15 protein-coding genes are annotated in these 20,271 nt (G+C 60.4%); 9 read left to right on the top strand and 6 right to left on the bottom strand.

Translation table 11 applies throughout. From position 1 onward, the window contains the following. Positions 1-264 precede the first annotated feature (264 nt). Both pyrG and eno read left to right on the top strand, forming a co-directional pair. The gene (pyrG, locus tag FHU12_RS17930; protein ID WP_004932674.1) at positions 265-1,902 is read left to right on the top strand and encodes a glutamine hydrolyzing CTP synthase; all 1,638 of its coding nucleotides are present in this window, start codon (positions 265-267) and stop codon (positions 1,900-1,902) included. Between the two features lie 81 nt (positions 1,903-1,983). Further along, positions 1,984-3,279, top strand: coding sequence for a phosphopyruvate hydratase (gene eno, locus FHU12_RS17925; protein ID WP_025301599.1), 1,296 nt, complete (start codon positions 1,984-1,986; stop codon positions 3,277-3,279). A gap of 119 nt (positions 3,280-3,398) precedes the next feature. On the opposite strand, the gene hutT is transcribed toward eno, so the two are convergent. From hutT to FHU12_RS17905, 4 genes are all read right to left on the bottom strand, one after another. Then, a complete protein-coding gene (gene hutT, locus FHU12_RS17920) occupies positions 3,399-4,793 on the bottom strand; it encodes an L-histidine transporter HutT (RefSeq protein ID WP_060422516.1) in 1,395 nt (464 codons plus the stop codon). 102 nt (positions 4,794-4,895) lie between these two features. Beyond that, complete coding sequence (hutH, locus tag FHU12_RS17915; RefSeq protein ID WP_043135860.1) at positions 4,896-6,431, bottom strand: histidine ammonia-lyase; 1,536 nt, start codon at positions 6,429-6,431, stop codon at positions 4,896-4,898. Next, on the bottom strand, positions 6,428-8,119 hold the full coding sequence (gene hutU, locus FHU12_RS17910) for a urocanate hydratase (RefSeq protein WP_025159649.1): 1,692 nt from the start codon (positions 8,117-8,119) through the stop codon (positions 6,428-6,430). Before hutU ends, hutH begins: the two co-directional genes overlap by 4 nt. A 376-nt stretch (positions 8,120-8,495) precedes the next feature. Beyond that, entirely contained in the window at positions 8,496-9,836 is a 1,341-nt protein-coding gene (locus tag FHU12_RS17905; RefSeq protein ID WP_141970926.1) for an MFS transporter, read from the bottom strand. A gap of 327 nt (positions 9,837-10,163) precedes the next feature. On the opposite strand from FHU12_RS17905, the gene queE reads away from it, so the two are divergent. Together queE and FHU12_RS17895 are read left to right on the top strand one after the other, a co-directional pair. Continuing rightward, complete coding sequence (queE, locus tag FHU12_RS17900; RefSeq protein WP_141970924.1) at positions 10,164-10,835, top strand: 7-carboxy-7-deazaguanine synthase QueE; 672 nt, start codon at positions 10,164-10,166, stop codon at positions 10,833-10,835. A gap of 41 nt (positions 10,836-10,876) precedes the next feature. Next, the gene (locus FHU12_RS17895) at positions 10,877-11,386 is read left to right on the top strand and encodes a GNAT family N-acetyltransferase (RefSeq protein WP_185742327.1); all 510 of its coding nucleotides are present in this window, start codon (positions 10,877-10,879) and stop codon (positions 11,384-11,386) included. A 26-nt stretch (positions 11,387-11,412) separates the two neighbouring features. Here FHU12_RS17895 and queD read toward each other — a convergent pair whose 3' ends face one another. Continuing rightward, positions 11,413-11,772: a 6-carboxytetrahydropterin synthase QueD gene (queD, locus tag FHU12_RS17890; RefSeq protein WP_141970920.1), complete on the bottom strand. Its 360-nt coding sequence runs from the start codon at positions 11,770-11,772 to the stop codon at positions 11,413-11,415. Positions 11,773-12,208: 436 nt separating this feature from the next. On the opposite strand from queD, the gene cysJ reads away from it, so the two are divergent. From cysJ to FHU12_RS17875, 3 genes are all read left to right on the top strand, one after another. Further along, a complete protein-coding gene (cysJ, locus tag FHU12_RS17885) occupies positions 12,209-14,011 on the top strand; it encodes an NADPH-dependent assimilatory sulfite reductase flavoprotein subunit (RefSeq protein ID WP_141970918.1) in 1,803 nt (600 codons plus the stop codon). After that, complete coding sequence (cysI, locus tag FHU12_RS17880) at positions 14,011-15,726, top strand: assimilatory sulfite reductase (NADPH) hemoprotein subunit (RefSeq protein ID WP_141970916.1); 1,716 nt, start codon at positions 14,011-14,013, stop codon at positions 15,724-15,726. The genes cysJ and cysI overlap by 1 nt, the downstream gene beginning before the upstream one ends. Before the next feature lie 61 nt (positions 15,727-15,787). Next, complete coding sequence (locus tag FHU12_RS17875) at positions 15,788-16,522, top strand: phosphoadenylyl-sulfate reductase (RefSeq protein ID WP_016929052.1); 735 nt, start codon at positions 15,788-15,790, stop codon at positions 16,520-16,522. Positions 16,523-16,577: 55 nt separating this feature from the next. Here the strand turns inward: FHU12_RS17875 and FHU12_RS17870 are convergent, their stop codons facing one another. After that, positions 16,578-17,648, bottom strand: a complete 1,071-nt coding sequence (locus FHU12_RS17870; protein WP_141970914.1) for an aminopeptidase — start codon at positions 17,646-17,648, stop codon at positions 16,578-16,580. Positions 17,649-17,909: 261 nt separating this feature from the next. Here FHU12_RS17870 and cysG point away from each other — a divergent pair, with 261 nt between their 5' ends. Together cysG and cysD are read left to right on the top strand one after the other, a co-directional pair. Then, entirely contained in the window at positions 17,910-19,340 is a 1,431-nt protein-coding gene (cysG, locus tag FHU12_RS17865; protein WP_141970912.1) for a siroheme synthase CysG, read from the top strand. Positions 19,341-19,362: 22 nt separating this feature from the next. Continuing rightward, positions 19,363-20,271 (top strand): sulfate adenylyltransferase subunit CysD, encoded by a 909-nt coding sequence (gene cysD, locus FHU12_RS17860; RefSeq protein WP_004932620.1) that lies wholly within the window; start codon positions 19,363-19,365, stop codon positions 20,269-20,271.

The raw sequence follows: 20,271 nt of genomic DNA, 5'->3' as shown, positions 1-20,271 counted from the left end.
CCGGCGGCAGCAAAAGGGCAACAAACTGAAATCTAAGGCGTTTTATCGCTCCTGAGGGGCGGTAAAAAGAAATTTTCTCTGCTAACTCTTTGTTTTACCTGGAGGGTTTATGCGGCGCCGGCGGAGTAAACCCTGATGAACACGCGAGGGCGGCCGAGATGATGGACAGCAAAACGATCGTTTGTAGGTCAGGAGAGGTTCGGGTATACTACTTTCCCGTCCTGGTTCTTCCATCGTCTTTAAACCTAAACTCTCAGGTTCAGCATGACAACTAATTATATTTTTGTGACCGGCGGGGTCGTATCCTCTCTGGGTAAAGGCATTGCCGCAGCCTCTCTGGCGGCTATTCTTGAAGCCCGTGGCCTCAACGTTACCATCATGAAACTGGACCCGTACATCAACGTGGATCCGGGCACCATGAGCCCGATTCAGCATGGGGAAGTTTTCGTCACCGAAGACGGCGCAGAAACCGATCTGGATTTGGGTCACTACGAGCGCTTCATCCGCACCAAAATGTCGCGTCGCAACAACTTCACCACCGGCCGCATCTACTCCGACGTGCTGCGTAAAGAACGCCGCGGCGACTATCTGGGCGCGACCGTGCAGGTCATTCCGCACATCACCAACGCGATCAAAGAACGCATCATCGAAGGCGGCGAAGGCCACGATGTGGTGCTGGTGGAAATCGGCGGCACCGTCGGCGATATCGAATCGCTGCCGTTCCTCGAAGCCATCCGTCAGATGGCGGTGGAAGTGGGCCGCGAGCACACCCTGTACATGCACCTGACGCTGGTGCCTTACATGGCGGCGGCGGGCGAAGTGAAAACCAAGCCGACCCAGCATTCCGTAAAAGAGCTGCTTTCCATCGGTATTCAGCCTGATGTGCTGATTTGCCGTTCCGATCGCGCGGTTCCTGCTAACGAACGCGCGAAAATCGCGCTTTTCTGTAACGTGCCGGAAAAAGCGGTTATCTCTCTGAAAGACGTTGATTCTATTTATAAAATCCCAGGCCTATTGAAATCTCAGGGGCTGGACGATTATATTTGTAAACGATTCAGCTTGAACGCACCGGAAGCCAACCTGGCCGAATGGGAACAGGTGATCTACGAAGAAGCCAATCCGGGCGGCGAAGTGACCATCGGAATGGTCGGCAAATACGTTGAGCTGCCGGATGCCTACAAGTCGGTGATCGAAGCGCTGAAACACGGCGGGCTGAAAAACCGTTTGACCGTGAACATCAAGCTGATCGACTCGCAGGACGTAGAAACCCGCGGCGTGGAAGTGCTGAAAGGGCTGGATGCGATCCTGATCCCGGGCGGCTTCGGCTACCGCGGCGTGGAAGGCAAAGTGATGACCGCACGCTATGCGCGCGAGAACAACATTCCTTACCTGGGCATTTGCCTGGGCATGCAGGTGGCGTTGATGGAGTTCGCTCGCAACGTGGCCGGCATGGAAAACGCCAACTCCACCGAGTTTATGCCAGACTGTAAGTACCCGGTGGTGGCGTTGATCACCGAATGGCGCGACGAAGACGGCAACGTCGAAGTGCGCAGCGAAGAAAGCGATTTGGGCGGCACGATGCGCGTAGGTGGCCAACAGTGCAACCTGAGCGACAACAGCCTGGTGCGTCAGCTGTACGGCGAACCGACCATTGTCGAGCGTCATCGTCACCGTTACGAAGTTAACAACATGCTGTTGAAGCAGATCGAAGCCGCAGGGCTGCGTGTCGCCGGTCGTTCCGCCGACAACAAGCTGGTCGAGATCATTGAACTGCCGAATCACCCGTGGTTTGTAGCCTGTCAGTTCCACCCGGAATTTACGTCTACGCCGCGTGATGGGCATCCGCTGTTCGCCGGCTTCGTGAAAGCCGCAGGCGAGCATCAGAAGCGCCAGGTGAAATAAAATATTTGGTGGGCGGCGCGCGGTGAGAACCGCGCGCTGTTTGTCTGGAGTTTTAGTTTAACTTGTACTGAGGAAAACCTAATGTCCAAAATCGTTAAAGTCATCGGTCGTGAAATCATCGACTCCCGCGGTAACCCGACTGTTGAAGCCGAAGTTCATCTGGAAGGCGGTTTCGTCGGCTTGGCTGCTGCGCCGTCAGGTGCTTCTACCGGTTCCCGCGAAGCGCTGGAACTGCGTGACGGTGACAAGTCTCGTTTCCTGGGTAAAGGCGTACTGAAAGCCGTTGCTGCAGTAAACGGTCCGATTGCTCAGGCAGTACTGGGTAAAGATGCCAAAGACCAGGCGAACATCGACAAGATCATGATCGATCTGGACGGCACCGAAAACAAATCCAACTTCGGCGCCAACGCCATTCTGGCGGTTTCCCTGGCAGCAGCGAAAGCGGCCGCAGCCTCTAAAGGCATGCCGCTGTACGAGCACATCGCTGAGCTGAACGGCACCCCAGGCAAATTCTCCATGCCACTGCCGATGATGAACATCATCAACGGCGGCGAGCACGCTGACAACAACGTCGACATTCAGGAATTCATGATTCAGCCGGTTGGCGCGAAAACCCTGAAAGAAGCGGTGCGCATCGGTTCTGAAGTGTTCCACCACCTGGCGAAAGTTCTGAAAGCCAAAGGCATGAACACCGCCGTGGGCGACGAAGGCGGCTATGCGCCAAACCTGGGTTCCAACGCCGAAGCGCTGGCGGTTATCGCTGAAGCGGTAAAAGCGGCGGGCTACGAGCTGGGCAAAGACGTGACGCTGGCGATGGACTGTGCGGCTTCCGAATTCTACAAAGACGGTAAATACGTGCTGGCCGGCGAAGGCAACAAAGCCTTCACTTCCGAAGAGTTCACTCACTTCCTGGAAGAGCTGACCAAACAGTACCCAATCGTGTCTATCGAAGACGGCCTGGATGAATCCGACTGGGCGGGCTTCGCTTACCAGACCAAAGTGCTGGGCGACAAAATCCAGCTGGTGGGCGACGATCTGTTCGTGACCAACACCAAGATCCTGAAAGAAGGCATCGAGAAAGGCATCGCTAACTCCATCCTGATCAAGTTCAACCAGATCGGTTCTCTGACCGAAACGCTGGCGGCTATCAAGATGGCGAAAGACGCCGGTTACACCGCGGTGATCTCTCACCGTTCCGGTGAAACCGAAGACGCGACCATCGCCGACCTGGCGGTAGGGACTGCGGCTGGCCAGATCAAAACCGGTTCCATGAGCCGTTCTGACCGCGTTGCCAAGTACAACCAACTGATCCGTATCGAAGAAGCGCTGGGTGACCGTGCGCCATTCAACGGCCTGAAAGAAGTTAAAGGCCAGTAAGTTCGACCGATTCGGTTGTTAAATAAAAACCCGCTGCGGCGGGTTTTTTTATGGCCGGCGTTCGGCCAAAAGCGCGCAATAAAAAAACCCGCCGCAGCGGGTTTTATCAACAGCAAGCGTTACATCTGTTGCGTTGCCGCGCTCACCGGCGAACCCCCGCCTTTTTTGCGCACCCACAGCCAGTAAGCCACGGTGAGTAAAGCGATCCACACCAGCCCGACGTACAGGGCGATGCGGCTCTCTTCGAAGTAGCCGAGCAGGCCGATGACGAACGCCATAAAGGCGGTCGCCAATGCCGGCGCTACCGGCCACCACGGCACCGGGAAGCTCAACTGACGAGTTTCTTCCGGCGACAGCGTGCGGCGCATGACGATCTGCGACAGCAGGATCATCAGCCACACCCAGACGGTGGCGAAGGTGGCGATCGAGGCGATGATCATGAAGACCTTCTCCGGGATCAGGTAGTTGAGCACCACCGCCAACAGCAGGGCGACCGACATGACCAGCACCGTCATCCACGGCACGCCGCTGGCGGTCAGTTTGGTGAAGCTGCGCGGCGCCTGGCCGTCCTGCGCCATGCCATACATCATGCGGCCGGCGCCGAAGATGTCGCTGTTGATGGCCGAAATGGCGGCGGTGATCACCACCACGTTCAGCACGTTGGCGGCGGAGCTGATGCCGAGGTTGCTGAAAATCTCGACGAACGGGCTGCCATTCTGGCCGATGCTGTTCCACGGATAGATCGCCATCAGCACCGTCAGCGTCAGCACGTAGAACAGCAGGATGCGCACCGGCACGGCGTTAATCGCCTTCGGCAGCACTTTGGCGGGGTCTTTCGCCTCGCTGGCGGTAATGCCGATGATCTCAATGCCGCCGAAGGCGAACATCACCACTGCCAATGACGCGACCACGCCGCCGATGCCGTTAGGCATAAAGCCGCCGTGCTGCCACAGGTTGCTGATACCGGTGGCGTGCTGGGTTTGGCCGAAGCCGAACAGCATCACTGCCGCACCGCCGACGATCATCGCCACGATGGCGGCGACCTTGACCAGCGACAGCCAGAATTCCAGCTCACCGAACACCTTGACGCTGCACAGGTTGAGCGCGCCAATAAACAGGATGATGCTGAGCACCCAGACCCACTGGGCGACCTCCGGGAACCACAGCCCCATATAAATGCCGAAGGCGGTAACGTCCGCCAGGGCGACGATCACCATTTCGAAGGTGTAGGTCCAACCGGTGAGGAACCCGGCCAGCGGGCCGAGATAGTGGCTGGCGTAGTGGCCGAACGAGCCGGAAACCGGCTGGTGCACCGCCATTTCACCCAGCGCGCGCATCACCATGAACACCGCCGCGCCGCCCACCAGGTAGGCCAGCAGCACGGCCGGGCCGGCCAGCTGGATGGCGCCGGCGGAGCCGTAGAACAGGCCGGTGCCGATCGCCGAGCCGAGGGCCATGAAACGGATATGCCGCGCGTTTAGTCCGCGTCTGAGTTGTGTCGTTTCGTTACGCATGTTGCTTCCCGTTAAGTGTTTGCCGAACAGGCACGCGCTGCCCGCGCCGGGTGGAACGCACCCGGCGGGGCAGAACAAACTGCGTGATTCAGTGTGTGATGATTATGCCTGGCTAGGCAGCAGCGCCGCAGGCAGCAGCGATGTCAGGTGACCGGCCGCCAAGAGTTGGCTGGCGGCTTCAATGTCGGGGGCGAAGAAACGATCCTTGTCGTAGAAACTGACATGCTCGCGCAGCAGACGGCGCGCCTGCTCCAGACCTTCCGAGGTCTTCAGGCCGTTGCGGAAATCCAGGCCCTGACAGGCGGCCAGCCATTCGACCGCCAGAATGCCGCGCACATTGTCCGCCATGCTCCACAGGCGGCGACCGGCGGCCGGCGCCATGGAAACGTGGTCTTCCTGGTTGGCGGAGGTCGGAATGCTGTCGACGCTCGACGGGTGCGCCAGCGCTTTGTTTTCGCTGGCCAGCGCCGCGGCGGTCACCTGAGCGATCATGAAGCCGGAGTTCACGCCGCCGTTCTCCACCAGGAACGGTGGCAGCTGCGACATGTGCTTGTCCATCATCAGCGAGATGCGGCGCTCGGACAGCGAACCGATTTCGGCAAACGCCAGCGCCAGGTTATCGGCGGCCATCGCTACCGGTTCAGCGTGGAAGTTGCCGCCGGACAGCACGTCGCCCTGTTCGGCGAACACCAGCGGGTTATCGGAGACGGCGTTAGCTTCGATTTCCAGCACTTCGGCGGCCTGGCGGATCTGCGTCAGGCAGGCACCCATCACCTGTGGCTGGCAGCGCAGGGAGTAAGGATCCTGCACTTTTTCACAGTTGCGGTGCGAGTCGGAGACTTCGCTGCGCGCGCCGAGCAGGTGGCGATAGGCGATGGCGGCGTCGATCTGGCCGCGCTGGCCGCGCACCTCGTGGATACGCGCATCGAACGGGCTGCGAGAGCCCAGCGCCGCTTCCACCGTCAGGCTGCCCGCCACGGTCGCAGCGGCGAACAGATCTTCGGCATCGAACAGGCCGCGCAGCGCGAAGGCGGCGGAGACCTGGGTGCCGTTCAGCAGCGCCAGACCCTCTTTCGCCGCCAGCGTCAGCGGTTTCAGGCCGGCTTTGGCCAGCGCTTCGGTCGCCGGCAGCCATTGGCCCTGATGGCGCGCCTGGCCTTCGCCCAGCAGCACCAGGCTCATGTGCGCCAGTGGCGCCAGGTCGCCGGAGGCGCCGACGGAGCCTTTCAGCGGAATATGCGGATAAACTTCGGCGTTGACCAGCGCGATCAGCGCCTGAATGACTTCCAGACGAATGCCGGAGAAGCCGCGCGACAGGCTGTTGATCTTCAGCACCATGATCAGGCGCACCAGGTTGTCGTCGGTCGGCTCGCCCACGCCGGCGGCGTGTGACAGTACGATCGAACGCTGCAGGTTTTCCAGATCGTCGCGGGCGATGCGCGTCGAAGCCAGCAGGCCAAACCCGGTGTTGATGCCGTAAGTGGTGCGGTTTTCTTCAACGATACGTTCCACGCAGGCCACGCTCTGTTGGATAGGGCCGTAGGCGTTGTCGTCCAGCGTCAGCGTCACCGGATGTTGATAGACGTCGCGTAGCTGGGCCAGCGTCAGTTTGCCTGGGCGAATAGTCAGCGCTTTCATGCTTTTTCTCCTTGGGTCGCGGCAACCATCGGCAGGTTCAGGCCTTGCTCGCGGGCGCAGTCGATAGCGATATCGTAACCGGCGTCGGCGTGACGCATGACCCCGGTAGCCGGGTCATTGTGCAGGACGCGGGCGATGCGCTCGGCGGCCTCGTCGGTGCCGTCGCAGACGATCACCATGCCGGAGTGTTGGGAGAAGCCCATGCCGACGCCGCCGCCGTGGTGCAGGGAAACCCAGGTGGCGCCGCTGGCGGTGTTCAGCAGGGCGTTCAGCAACGGCCAGTCGGAAACCGCATCGGAACCGTCTTTCATCGCTTCGGTTTCACGGTTCGGGCTGGAAACGGAGCCGGAATCCAGGTGGTCGCGGCCGATGACGATCGGGGCGGACAGTTCGCCGCGGCGCACCATCTCGTTGAACGCCAGGCCCAGCTTGGCGCGCTGGCCGAGGCCAACCCAGCAAATGCGCGCCGGCAGGCCCTGGAAGCTGATGCGCTCGCGCGCCATGTCCAGCCAGCGGTGCAGGTGTTCGTCATCCGGGATCAGCTCTTTCACCATGGCGTCGGTTTTGTAGATGTCCTGCGGATCGCCGGACAGCGCCGCCCAGCGGAACGGCCCGATACCGCGGCAGAACAGCGGACGGATGTAGGCCGGCACGAAGCCCGGGAAGTCGAAGGCGTTGTCGACGCCGGTTTCTTTCGCCATCTGGCGAATGTTGTTGCCGTAGTCGAAGGTCGGCACGCCCATCTGCTGGAAGGCCAGCATGGCTTTGACGTGATCGGCCATCGACTGCTTGGCGGCGGCGACCACTTTAGCCGGCTCGGTCTGGGCGCGCTGGCGATACTCTTCCCAGCTCCAGCCCTTCGGCAGGTAGCCGTTCAGCGGATCGTGGGCGCTGGTCTGATCGGTGACCATGTCTGGGCGTACGCCGCGGCGCACCAGCTCTGGCAGGATTTCAGCCGCGTTGCCGCACAGAGCGATGGAGATGGCTTTGCCTTCTGAGGTGTATTTTTTGATGCGGGCCAGCGCGTCGTCCAAATCTTTGGCCTGCTCATCGACGTAGCGGGTTTTCAGACGGAAATCGATGCGGCTCTGCTGACATTCGATGTTCAGCGAGCAGGCGCCCGCCAGCGTCGCGGCCAGCGGCTGTGCGCCGCCCATGCCGCCCAGGCCGGCGGTCAGCACCCAGCGGCCCTGCAGGCTGCCGTCGTAATGCTGGCGGCCCGCTTCGACGAAGGTTTCATAGGTGCCCTGAACGATGCCCTGGCTGCCGATGTAGATCCAGCTGCCGGCGGTCATCTGGCCGTACATGGCCAGGCCTTTGGCGTCCAGTTCGTTGAAGTGTTCCCAGGTGGCCCAGTGCGGTACCAGGTTGGAGTTGGCGATCAGCACGCGTGGCGCGTTGCTGTGGGTTTTGAAGACGCCGACCGGTTTGCCGGACTGCACCAGTAGGGTTTCGTCTTCTTCCAGCGTTTTCAGGGTTTCGACGATCTTGTCGTAGCAATCCCAGTCGCGCGCGGCGCGGCCGATGCCGCCGTACACCACCAGTTCGTGTGGGTTCTCCGCAACTTCAGGATCGAGGTTGTTCATCAGCATGCGTAACGGCGCTTCGGTCAGCCAGCTTTTTGCGTTTAATTGTGTGCCGCGTGGCGCGCGTACATCGACATTGCGAACTTTGTTATTTGTAGTCACAGCAGTTTCCTCAAACAGTATCGGTGCAGATTTCATGCCGCGGTGGGGATGAGTACCACGGCATAACAATGCGTAGGGCTTATTAACATATACTTGTATGTACAAGCATATGCAACACTGACCAGTTGCCGATGAAAAATGGCATAAGAAAAAGTTATTTTCTTTTTATATCAGCTTGATAAGCGTTTTTTTTATCACCGGGCTCATGTGCGATAGGCCGGAGAAAAGTGAGCTGTTCGGCAAAAATGAATTAAAATTGACTCATTTTTGGGCGGCTAGTCACAATATTTTTACAGACTGATTACAGTTGGCGGCGGAGGATAAACAAGCCCTATCACCGCAAGAACAAAGCCCGCCGTGGGCGGGCTTGCAGGGGTCAGGCGGCCGGTTGCAGCATCGGCTTGCGGCTCATCTTGCACACCGTGGCGATGGCGGCGATCAGCGCCGGTACGCACAGGAACATCAGGATGCTCTGCACTTCCCACTGCATCGCCAGCAGTTGGGCGCCCATCATGGTGCCGGCGACGCCGCCGAAGCGACCGATGCCCTGCATCCAGGCGATGCCGGTGGCGCGGCTGTGGGTGGGGTAGAAGGTGGCCGCCAGCGTTTGCAACCCGGACTGCGCGCCGTTCATGGTGACGCCCATCAGGAAGATGAAGGCGCCCAGCAATACGATCTGTTTATCTTCGGTCGCCATCGCCACGATCAGCAGGGCGGTGACGACAAAGCCGCTCGAGACCACCTTATGCGCGTTCCAGCGATCCATCAGCCAGCCGGCTACCAGGATGCCGAGCGTGCCGCCGAAGGTGAACAGCGAGGTAAGCATCGCCGACTGTTCCAACTGGTAGCCCAATCCCTGCATCAGGATCGGCATCCAGCTCAGCAACACGTAGTAGATCACCAGCCCCATGAAGTAGGTCACCCACAGCATCAGCGTGCCGAGCAGGTAAGGGCGGCTGAACAGCAGGCCGACGCTGGTCTTGGCCTGCGTCAGCTTCTCTTCATACAGGTAAAAACGCGTCACGCCGTCAAGGCTCTGGCTGACGAAGCGTTGCGCGATGCGCTTGATCTTCGCCGCATCCTGCCCGCGGTTAACCATATATTTGACCGATTCCGGCAGCAGCAAAATCAGCAAGACCGTCAATACCAGCGGCGCAATGGCGCCGAGCAGCAGCACGCTGTGCCAGCCGTAGCTCGGAATCAGCCACGATGAAATGGCGCCGCCGCCGGCCGCGCCCAGCGGAAAGCCGCAGTACATGGTGTTGATCGCCAGCGAACGGCAGCGCTGCGGCGCGTATTCGGAGATCAGCGTGATGGCGTTGGGCATCGCCGCCCCCAGCCCGAGGCCGGTGAGGAAACGCCACAGCGTCAGGCTATTGAGCGAGCCGGCGTAGGCGGTGGCCAGGCTCGACAGGCCGAAGAACAGGCAGGAAAACACCAGCACGCGCTTGCGGCCGATGCGGTCGGAGATTGGCCCGGCGATCAGCGCGCCGAGCGACAGCCCCAGCAGCGCGGCGCTCAGCACGGGCCCCAGATCCTGTTTGACGATGCCCCAGTCTTTGGCGACCGAGGGGGCGATATAGCCCATGGCGGCGGTATCGAAACCGTCGATGGCGAGGATCAGGAATCCGAGAATGATCAGGGTCCAGTGAAACAGCGAAAACTTGCTGTCGTCGATGGCCTGCTGAATGTTCAACTCGCTGGTGGAATGAGTCATGGCACCCTCTAAACGCAGATGTAGTCGTGATGGATGGAACGTGGCCGAAACTGGCGCTCGGCTTGTGTTTGCTTGTATATACATCTGCGCGTCAGCGCTTTATGTCAAATATAATTATCTTATTTGTTAACTGCGTGTTGTTTTCTGTGGAGCAGGTTGCACCGCCGATGAAAGGCCTAAGGCCGGTTAACAAATTAAATGAAGGCCATTGGCGGTGAGATATGCTGATGGCGGCGCGGAGGATAAAATTTAATACAATTTTGGCCGTTTGGTCGCCGGGCCGGAATCTGCGATAATCGCTTTTTACTTTTCCAGATTGAGAAACCGATGCAGTACCCGATCAATGAGATGTTCCAAACCTTGCAGGGCGAAGGCTTTTTCACCGGCGTGCCGGCCATTTTTATCCGCCTGCAGGGCTGCCCGGTAGGGTGCAGTTGGTGCGATACCAAACATACCTGGGAAAAGGAAGCCAATCGGGAAGTCGACCTGCAACGGATCCTGGTCAAAACAGAGGAAAGCGACGCCTGGGGCAATGCCAGCGCCGAGCAGCTGCTGGCGGTGATGCGTCAACAAGGTTACACCGCGCGCCATGTGGTGATCACCGGCGGCGAACCCTGCATCTACGATCTGACGCCGCTGACAGAGCTGTTCGAACAGCATGGCTACGGCTGCCAGATTGAGACCAGCGGCACCCACGAAATTCGCTGCTCCGCCAACACCTGGGTGACGGTTTCGCCGAAGGTGAATATGCGCGGCGGCATGAAAGTGCTGGATCAGGCGCTGCGGCGCGCCGACGAGGTGAAGCATCCGGTGGCGCGCGAGCGCGATATCGAGGCGCTCGACGCGCTGCTGGCGACGCTGCAGGACGACAAGGCGCGGATTATTGCGCTGCAGCCGATCAGCCAGAAAGAAGAGGCGACCCGCCTGTGCATCGAAACCTGCATTGCGCGCAACTGGCGGCTGTCGATGCAGACCCACAAATATCTGAATATCGCCTGAGTTTATTGGCAGGAAGCGTTAGAACGAGACAGGAGTTGCCGGTGAAGATTTTATCGCGTGCATTCGAGGCGGTGACGGAAGCGGAATTGCGGTCGATTCGCTCACTGTTGTCCGACGCTTTCCCCGAGATAACCGACGGATTTTATCTGCAGCATGCGCCGGTTTGCCTGGTGATCGCCACGGAAGGTGAAGCGATCGTCGGCCAACTGGCGGTGCATGAGCGGCCGGTGCTGATTGACGGTGAGGCCGAGGTGATTGGCATCATCGGGCTGGTGGCCGTGGCACAAACGCATCGCCGCCGCGGCGTGGCCGCAAAAATGCTAGTGCAGGCGCATGACTCTCTGCGCAGTAAAGGGATCGCATATTCCATACTGTTTGCGGTAAGCGAAAAATACTATACCGGCGCCGGCTATCGGGCGATGGAAAACGAGACGGCGTTCATTGAGGATGGCGAGAGCAAAACGTTTGTCTATCGCGGGGGAATGGCGTTGAGCCTGTCGGAAAGGCCCTGGGCGGCGCGGCACCTGGATCTGCAAGGCGAGGTAGTGTGAGGGTATCTGCACATACCCTCACGGCATCAACCTTTATATACGCATCCCGCCGTACAGGTCTCTTTCACCATCACCGCAGTCAGTTCCGGTAACTGGGGCTTGAGCTGCTGCCAAATCCAGGCGGCGAGCACTTCGCTGGTGGGATTTTCCAATCCTGGAATATCGTTCAGATAATGGTGATCCAGCCGCTCCCAGATCGGGGAAAACACAGCCTTGAGCTCGGCGAAATCCATCACCCAACCGGTGTGGGGGTTCACTTCACCGGTCACTTCCAGACGCACCATAAACGAATGCCCATGCAGACGGCCGCATTTGTGGCCCTCCGGTACGTGCGGCAAACGGTGTGCGGCTTCAAACTGAAAATCTTTAAACAGCGTGGTTGCCATTATTACGGCCTCATTGACTCAAAAACCGCCGCATAGTACCGGAAAGCGCGCCTGCTTGCCATTTATACCGTTATGGTCTACCGCCACGGCAAACGCACCCGGTTAACACTTTTTTTGTTTGGTGTTTGCGGCACCTATCGGCTGGGGTAATGAGCCGAAATGTTGAACGGTGAAAAAATGATGAAAAAAAGTGCTTTATTTTCATCTGGATAAAAAACTTTGTTTAACGGTTTAAGCGTTATCCCTTACCAGAAAAACAGCTTAGTCATTTTGGTTATGATTTATTGCTATCCCTTATTTAATCGTTGCTATTCTGCTCGGTAACCTTACAAACTCTCCTGATCTTTTCCGCACACCCGACGCAGCGAAGAGACAGCGACTGGCACTGGCGCGCGCCTGGCAGGAAAGGCGCTAAGTATAGGAAATAAGTACAGCAATGACGACTCAGGCTCCTCCAACATCTTTGCTCCCGCTGACGCCCGAACAGCTGGCGCGCTTGCAGGCAACGATCGGCGACTATTCGCCGACGCAGCTGGCGTGGCTGTCCGGTTATTTTTGGGGCATGGTCAATCAACAGCCCGGAGCCGTGGCCATTGCGCCTGTCGCCCCTGCGGCTGCGGCCGCTATCACCATCATTTCCGCTTCGCAGACCGGCAATGCGCGCCGCCTGGCGGAGCAGCTGCGCGACGATCTGTTGGCCGCCAATCTGAGCGCCACGTTGGTCAGCGCCGGCGACTACAAATTCAAACAGATAGCGCAAGAGCGCCTGCTGGTGATCGTCGCCTCCACGCAGGGGGAAGGCGAACCGGCGGAAGAAGCGGTGGCGCTGCATAAATTCCTGTTCTCGAAGAAGGCGCCGAAGCTGAATGATACCGCTTTTGCGGTGTTCGGGCTGGGGGACACCTCTTATGAGAATTTCTGTCAGTCTGGTAAAGATTTCGACGGCAAGCTGGCCGAACTGGGCGCCGAGCGCCTGGTGGAGCGTGTGGACGCCGACGTGGAGTACCAGGAGCTAGCGGCCGCCTGGCGCAAACAGGTGGTGTCGGTGCTGAAGGCGCGCACGCCGGCGGAAATCGCCGCGCCGGGCGTGTTGGCCAGCGGTGCGGTCGATCTGATCGACAGCAGCCCGTACAGCAAGGAACAGCCGCTCACCGCCCAACTGGCGGTTAAGCAGAAGATTACCGGCCGCGCGTCGGATAAAGACGTGCGCCATATCGAGATCGATCTGGGCGATTCCGGCCTGCGTTATCAACCGGGCGATGCGCTCGGCGTATGGTTCGACAACGATCCCGCGCTGGTGGACGAGCTGGTGCAGTTGTTGTGGCTGAAAGGCGACGAGCCGGTCGAGGTGGAAGGGCAGACCCTGCCGCTGGCGCAGGCGCTGCGCAGCCATTTCGAACTGACGCAGAACACCACCCCGATCGTCGATAAATACGCCGCGCTGTCGCGCGACGAAACGCTGATCGGCCTGTTGGCGGATAAGGCTGCGCTGCAGCAGTACGCACACAATACGCCGATCGTCGATATGGTGCGGCAGGCGCCGGCGGATCTGAGCGCCGAACAGCTGGTTGGCCTGCTGCGCCCGCTGACGCCGCGCCTGTATTCCATCGCCTCTTCGCAGGCGGAGAACGAAAGCGAAGTGCACATCACCGTGGGCGTGGTGCGTTACGACATCGACGGGCGCGCCCGCAGCGGCGGCGCCTCCGGCTTCCTGGCGGATCGCCTGGAGGAGGACGGCGACGTGCGGGTGTTTATCGAACACAACGACAACTTCCGCCTGCCGGCCAATCCGGAAGCGCCGGTGATCATGATCGGCCCGGGCACCGGCATCGCGCCGTTCCGCGCCTTTATGCAGCAGCGCGACGCCGACGGCGCCGGCGGCAAGAACTGGCTGTTCTTCGGCAACCCGCACTTCACCGAAGATTTCCTGTATCAGGTCGAATGGCAGCGCTACGTGAAAGACGGCCTGCTGACCCGCATCGATCTGGCCTGGTCCCGCGACCAGCAACATAAAATATACGTACAAGACAAACTGCGCGAACAGGGCGCGGAAGTGTGGCGCTGGATTCAGGAAGGCGCGCACATTTACGTCTGCGGCGATGCCAATCGCATGGCGAAAGACGTGGAAAACACATTACTGGAACTGGTGGCCGAGCACGGTGGCATGGATACCGAGCAGGCGGATGAATTTTTAAGTGAGCTGCGCCTTGAGCGCCGTTATCAGCGAGATGTTTACTGATGAGTGATAAACACCCCGGGCCTTTGGTAGTCGAAGGCAAACTGGCCGATGCGGAGCGCATGAAGAAGGAGAGCCACTTCCTGCGCGGCACCATCGCCGAAGATTTAAATGACGGCCTGACCGGCGGCTTCAACGGAGACAACTTCCTGCTGATCCGTTTCCACGGCATGTACCAGCAGGATGACCGCGACATTCGCGCCGAACGCGCCGAGCAGAAGCTGGAGCCGCGCCATGCCATGATGCTGCGCTGCCGCCTGCCGGGCGGCATCATCAGCCCGCAGCAGTGGCTGGGCATCGACAAGTTCGCGCAGGAGAGCACGCTGTATGGCAGCATTCGCATCACCAACCGCCAGACGTTCCAGTTTCACGGCATTCTGAAAAGCAACGTCAAACCGGTGCACCAGCTGCTGAACCGTCTGGGGTTGGACGCGCTGGCGACCGCCAACGACGTGAACCGCAACGTGCTGTGTACCTCCAACCCGGTGGAGTCCGAGCTGCATCAGGAAGCCTACGAGTGGGCGAAGAAGATCTCCGAACACCTGCTGCCGCGCACCCGCGCCTACGCCGAGGTGTGGCTGGATCAGGAGAAGGTGGCCACCACCGACGAAGAGCCGATTTTGGGGTCGACCTACCTGCCGCGCAAGTTCAAAACCACGGTGGTGATCCCGCCGCAGAACGACGTCGATCTGCACGCCAACGACATGAACTTTGTGGCGATCGCCGAAAACGGCAAGCTGGTAGGCTTCAACCTGCTGGTGGGCGGCGGATTGTCCATCGAGCACGGCAACAAGAAAACCTACGCGCGCCAGGCCAGCGAGTTCGGCTACATTCCGCTCGAGCATACGCTGGCGGTCGCGGAAGCGGTGGTGACCACGCAGCGCGACTGGGGCAACCGCACCGATCGCAAGAACGCCAAAACCAAATACACGCTGGAGCGCGTCGGGGTGGATGTTTTCCGCGCCGAAGTGGAAAAGCGTGCCGGCATTACCTTCGCACCGATCCGGCCGTATGAATTCACCGGCCGCGGCGATCGCATCGGTTGGGTGAAGGGCATCGACGATCAATGGCACCTGACGCTGTTTATCGAGAACGGTCGCCTGCTGGACTATCCGGGGCGCCCGCTGAAGACCGGCATGGCGGAGATCGCCAAGATCCATAAAGGCGACTTCCGTCTGACGGCGAACCAAAACGTGATCATCGCCGGCGTGCCGGAAAGCGAGAAGGCGAAGATCGAAGCCCTGGCGCGCGATCATGGCCTGATCGACGACGAGATCAGCGAGCAACGCAAGAACTCGATGGCCTGCGTATCGTTCCCGACCTGCCCGCTGGCGATGGCGGAGGCCGAGCGCTTCCTGCCGCAGTTCGTCACCAAGGTGGAAGGGATCATGCATCGGCACGGGGTGGGCGACGAGCATATCGTGCTGCGCATCACCGGTTGCCCGAACGGCTGCGGCCGCGCGCTGCTGGCGGAGCTGGGGCTGGTGGGCAAGGCGGTCGGCCGCTATAACCTGCATTTGGGTGGCAACCGCGAAGGCACGCGCATTCCGCGCATGTACCGCGAAAACATCAACGAAGACGAGATCCTGAGCGAGATCGATCTGTTGGTGGGGCGCTGGGCGAAGGAGCGCAACGCCGGCGAAGGCTTCGGCGACTTCACCGTTCGCGCGGGCATCGTCAAACCGGTGCTGGATCCGGCGCGAGATTTCTGGGAGTGAGGCCGGGCGGCCCCTGGGCAGAGGGGCCGCACAGGTAATTTCAAGTAGCAGGAGAGACAACATGGCTGAATTCGATCTGGCGGCGCTGAACGCGTTGCCCAAATCCGGGCAGGCGCTGGCATTGGCGGTGGTCAACGGCCAACTGGAGACCCTCAGCGCCGAGCAGCGCGTTGCATGGGCGCTGGAGCATCTGCCCGGCGAGTTCGTACTCTCGTCCAGTTTCGGCATTCAGGCGGCGGTATGTCTGCACCTGGTGACACGCATCCGGCCGGATATCCCGGTGATCCTGACCGACACCGGTTACCTGTTCCCGGAAACCTACCGCTTTATCGATCAACTGACCGACCAGCTGAAGCTGAATCTGCAGGTGTTCCGCGCCGAACAGTCTCCCGCCTGGCAAGAGGCGCGCTATGGCAAGCTGTGGGAACAGGGCGTGGAAGGGATTGAAAAGTACAACCAGATCAACAAGGTTGAGCCGATGAACCGTGCGCTGGAGACGCTGGGGGCGCAGAGCTGGTTCGCCGGCCTGCGGCGCGAGCAGTCCGGCAGCCGCGCCAATCTGCCGGTGCTGGCGGTGCAGCGCGGGGTGTTCAAGATCCTGCCGATCATCGACTGGGACAACCGCAAGATTTACCAGTATCTGACCGAGCACGGGCTGAGCTATCACCCGCTGTGGGAGCAGGGCTACCTGTCGGTAGGCGATACCCACACCACCCAGAAATGGGAGCCGGGCATGAGCGAGGAAGAGACGCGTTTCTTCGGGCTGAAGCGCGAGTGCGGCCTGCACGAAGGCTAAACGAGACGAATCACACGACAGGGCTCAGCAATGCTGGGCCCTGTTTTTTTGCGGGCTACTTTTTCTTCTGTGCTTTCGGCGGGTGCGCCTGCGCCAGCTCTTTGATCAGCGGCAGCAGGATCTGCACGCTGTCGCGGCTGCGTTTGTCGATCCGCCCCGGCAGGTAGCGATCCAGGTACTGCAGGTTGTCATACTGCGGGCGGTGCCAGGTGACGCCCTGCGGGAAGTGCGGGCTGACGGCGCGCTGCTGGTAGCCGTCCTTGTCGCCCAGCGACCAGTTGGTGGCCTCCACCGACAGCACCGGGATGCCCGCCGCGTCGAACACCTCTTGATCGGAGCAGCAGCCGGTGCCCTTCGGATGCTGCGCGCTGCCCGGATTGCTGGCGGCGGCGATGCCGTAGCGATGGGCGATATCCAGCGCGCGATCGCGGGAGCGTTTCGCCATCTGCGGCGGCGTGTTGCGCCCGGCGTTGAAGTACAGACGATCGCCGGTGATCAGGCTGTCGAGGTTGATCACCAGCACGGTGTTGTTTTTCTCTTCCGCGCTCATACGCTGCAGGTAGTTCTGCGCCCCCAGCGAACCGATCTCTTCGGCGCTGGTGGCGACGAAGCGCAGGCCGTAGGCGGTGGGGATGCTCTTCAGGCGCTCCGCCAGTTCCAGCATCACGCCGATGCCGGAGGCGTTGTCGTCGACGCCCTGTAGCGTCAGGCCGCCGAGGTTGTTATCCAAATCCTCGTCGCTCTGCGGCGTGTAGGTGTCGAAGTGAGCGACGATCACGATCTGTTTCGGGCTGTCGCCGTTGCGGGCGGCGATCACTGAACTGGCGGTAACGTTATTCCAGTTCTTCTTGCCGTCTTTGCTGGTGTAGAGATAGCGAGTGTTGACGCTGCGAATATCGCTTTGGTAACCCATCTTGCTGAACTGCTGTTTCAGGTAGTCGGCGGTGAGCAATTCTGCCGGGCTGCCCGCCATGCGGCCGGGGAAGTAAGTGGCGATGTGGCGGGTCTGTTCGGCGGCGAAACGGCCCATTGGCGCGTCTTTTGCGGGCTGTGCGGCACACACGCTGAAGACGCCGCCGAGTGCGAGGGCCAGCAGGCTGCTCTTCAGGTAAAAACGGGAAAACATACCGAAAAATCCTTCTTTGCTATCGGCGCTGCCGATCATTTTTCTGCGGCACCCAGTATGAGACGCCGGGCGGCATTACACAATTTCCCTGTCTCTTAATTTTCGCGCGAATGCGCAAACAACCGCTGCAGTTATCACCGTTTGCCTTTGGCGTTGCGGCCTATATTCCATAAAGGAACTAATCATTCCTTTTCGTCATTTCAGAGGCTAAATCTCAGCCCGTATAGTCACACTATCTTTCTGTTATATGAAAAGGCTGTTGTGGACTATCTACCAATATTTGCCGACCTGAAACAACGTCCGGTGCTGGTCGTTGGCGGCGGTGACGTGGCTGCGCGAAAAGTCGATCTGCTTCAGCGCGCCGGGGCTGAAATACGGATAGTTGCGCAGTCGCTCTCACCGGAACTGGAACAACAACGTCAGCAAGGGCAGGTGCTCTGGCTGGGGAAAACCTTTGATCCGCAGCAGTTGGACGATGTGTTTCTGGCTATCGCCGCCACGGACGACAACGCGTTGAACGCCGCGGTATTCGCCGAGGCGGATAAGCGCCGGCTGCTGGCCAACGTGGTGGACGATCAGCCGCGCTGTTCGTTCATCTTCCCATCGATCATCGATCGCTCGCCGCTGGTGGTGGCCGTATCGTCCAGCGGCCAGGCGCCGGTGTTAGCGCGGTTGCTGAGGGAAAAGCTGGAGGCGTTGCTGCCCGCCAGTTTGGGGCAGATGGCGCAGGTGGCGGGCCGCTGGCGCGGCCAGGTCAAACAGCGGCTGGCCTCGATTGGCGAGCGTCGCCGTTTCTGGGAGAAAACCTTTGGCGGCCGTTTCGCCACGCTGGTGGCCAACGGCCAGACGGCGCAGGCGGAACGGCAGCTGGAGCAGGATTTGCACCGCTTCGCCGCAGGCGATGAGGGCGCGCAGGGCGAGATCGCTCTGGTGGGCGCCGGGCCGGGCGACGTGGGGCTGTTGACCCTGCGTGGGCTGCAGGTGATGCAGCAGGCGGACGTGGTGCTGTATGACCATCTGGTCAGTGGCGAAATCCTCGATCTGGTGCGTCGCGACGCCGAACGTATCTGCGTGGGCAAGCGCGCCGGCGCACACTCGGTGATCCAGGAAGAAATCAATCGGCTGTTGGTGGAACTGGCGCAGCAGGGCAAACGCGTGGTGCGCCTCAAGGGAGGCGACCCGTTCATCTTTGGCCGAGGTGGCGAAGAGCTGCAGGTGGCCGCCGCCGCCGGCATCCCGTTCCAGGTGGTGCCGGGCGTCACGGCCGCCGCGGGGGCGACCGCCTACGCCGGCATTCCGCTGACGCACCGCGATCATGCGCAGAGCGTGACCTTTATCACCGGCCATTGCCGCCCCGACGGCGATGGCTTGGACTGGGCCGATCTGGCTCGGGCGCGGCAGACGTTGGCTATCTACATGGGCACCATGAAGGCGGCGGACATCAGCCAGCGCCTGATCGCCCACGGTCGCGCTGCCGCGACGCCGGTGGCGGTGATCAGCCGCGGCACGCGCGCCGATCAGCAGGTGCAGATCGGCACGCTGGAACAACTGGAACATCTGGCCCAACGGGCGCCGCTGCCGGCGCTGTTGGTGATCGGCGAGGTGGTGGAACTGCACCATCAAATCGCCTGGTTCGGGCATCAATCGCAGACGGAAGGGGCAGCGCGCCCGGCCGTCGTGAATTTGGCATAGGCAAGGCTTTTAAGGACCTGTTATGGACGAAAAACGACTCACTCATTTGCGGCAATTGGAGGCGGAGAGTATCCATATCATCCGTGAAGTCGCCGCTGAATTCGCCAACCCGGTGATGCTGTATTCCATCGGCAAAGACTCTTCCGTGATGCTGCATCTGGCGCGCAAGGCGTTCTTCCCCGGCACGCTGCCGTTCCCGCTGCTGCACGTCGATACCGGCTGGAAGTTCCGCGAAATGTACGAATTCCGCGATCGCACCGCGAAGGAGTACGGCTTCGAGCTGCTGGTGCATAAAAACCCGGAAGGGGTGGCGATGGGCATCAACCCGTTCGTGCACGGTAGCGCCAAGCATACCGACATCATGAAGACCGAGGGCCTGAAACAGGCATTGAACAAGTACGGTTTCGACGCTGCCTTCGGCGGTGCGCGGCGCGACGAGGAGAAATCGCGCGCCAAAGAGCGCATCTATTCGTTCCGCGATCGCTTCCACCGCTGGGATCCGAAAAACCAGCGGCCGGAGCTGTGGCACAACTACAACGGTCAGATCAACAAAGGGGAGAGCATCCGCGTCTTCCCGCTGTCGAACTGGACCGAGCTGGATATCTGGCAGTACATCTTCCTGGAAAAGATCGACATCGTGCCGCTGTACCTGGCGAAACCGCGCCCGGTGGTGGAGCGCGACGGCATGCTGATGATGGTGGACGACGATCGCATCGATCTGCAGCCGGGCGAAGTGATCAGCCAGCGCATGGTGCGTTTCCGCACCCTGGGGTGCTGGCCGCTGACCGGCGCGGTGGACTCGCAGGCGCAAACCCTGCCGGAGATCATCGAAGAGATGCTGGTCTCCACCACCAGTGAGCGCCAGGGGCGGATGATCGATCGCGATCAGTCCGGTTCGATGGAGCTGAAAAAGCGTCAAGGGTATTTCTAA

The sequence above is a fragment of the Serratia marcescens genome (assembly GCF_006715005.1).
Classification (GTDB): Bacteria; Pseudomonadota; Gammaproteobacteria; order Enterobacterales; family Enterobacteriaceae; genus Serratia; species Serratia montpellierensis.
The sequence above is the reverse complement of the archived record's forward strand: the minus strand, read 5'-3'. Positions and strand labels throughout refer to the sequence as shown.

What these genes read in the sequence shown, in the direction of transcription:
- pyrG (WP_004932674.1), top strand. Translation starts at nt 265, where the DNA reads ATGACAACTAATTATATTTTTGTGACCGGCGGGGTCGTATCCTCTCTG.
- eno (WP_025301599.1), top strand. Translation starts at nt 1,984, where the DNA reads ATGTCCAAAATCGTTAAAGTCATCGGTCGTGAAATCATCGACTCCCGC.
- hutT (WP_060422516.1), bottom strand. Translation starts at nt 4,793, where the DNA reads ATGCGTAACGAAACGACACAACTCAGACGCGGACTAAACGCGCGGCAT.
- hutH (WP_043135860.1), bottom strand. Translation starts at nt 6,431, where the DNA reads ATGAAAGCGCTGACTATTCGCCCAGGCAAACTGACGCTGGCCCAGCTA.
- FHU12_RS17905 (WP_141970926.1), bottom strand. Translation starts at nt 9,836, where the DNA reads ATGACTCATTCCACCAGCGAGTTGAACATTCAGCAGGCCATCGACGAC.
- queE (WP_141970924.1), top strand. Translation starts at nt 10,164, where the DNA reads ATGCAGTACCCGATCAATGAGATGTTCCAAACCTTGCAGGGCGAAGGC.
- queD (WP_141970920.1), bottom strand. Translation starts at nt 11,772, where the DNA reads ATGGCAACCACGCTGTTTAAAGATTTTCAGTTTGAAGCCGCACACCGT.
- cysJ (WP_141970918.1), top strand. Translation starts at nt 12,209, where the DNA reads ATGACGACTCAGGCTCCTCCAACATCTTTGCTCCCGCTGACGCCCGAA.
- cysI (WP_141970916.1), top strand. Translation starts at nt 14,011, where the DNA reads ATGAGTGATAAACACCCCGGGCCTTTGGTAGTCGAAGGCAAACTGGCC.
- FHU12_RS17875 (WP_016929052.1), top strand. Translation starts at nt 15,788, where the DNA reads ATGGCTGAATTCGATCTGGCGGCGCTGAACGCGTTGCCCAAATCCGGG.
- FHU12_RS17870 (WP_141970914.1), bottom strand. Translation starts at nt 17,648, where the DNA reads ATGTTTTCCCGTTTTTACCTGAAGAGCAGCCTGCTGGCCCTCGCACTC.
- cysD (WP_004932620.1), top strand. Translation starts at nt 19,363, where the DNA reads ATGGACGAAAAACGACTCACTCATTTGCGGCAATTGGAGGCGGAGAGT.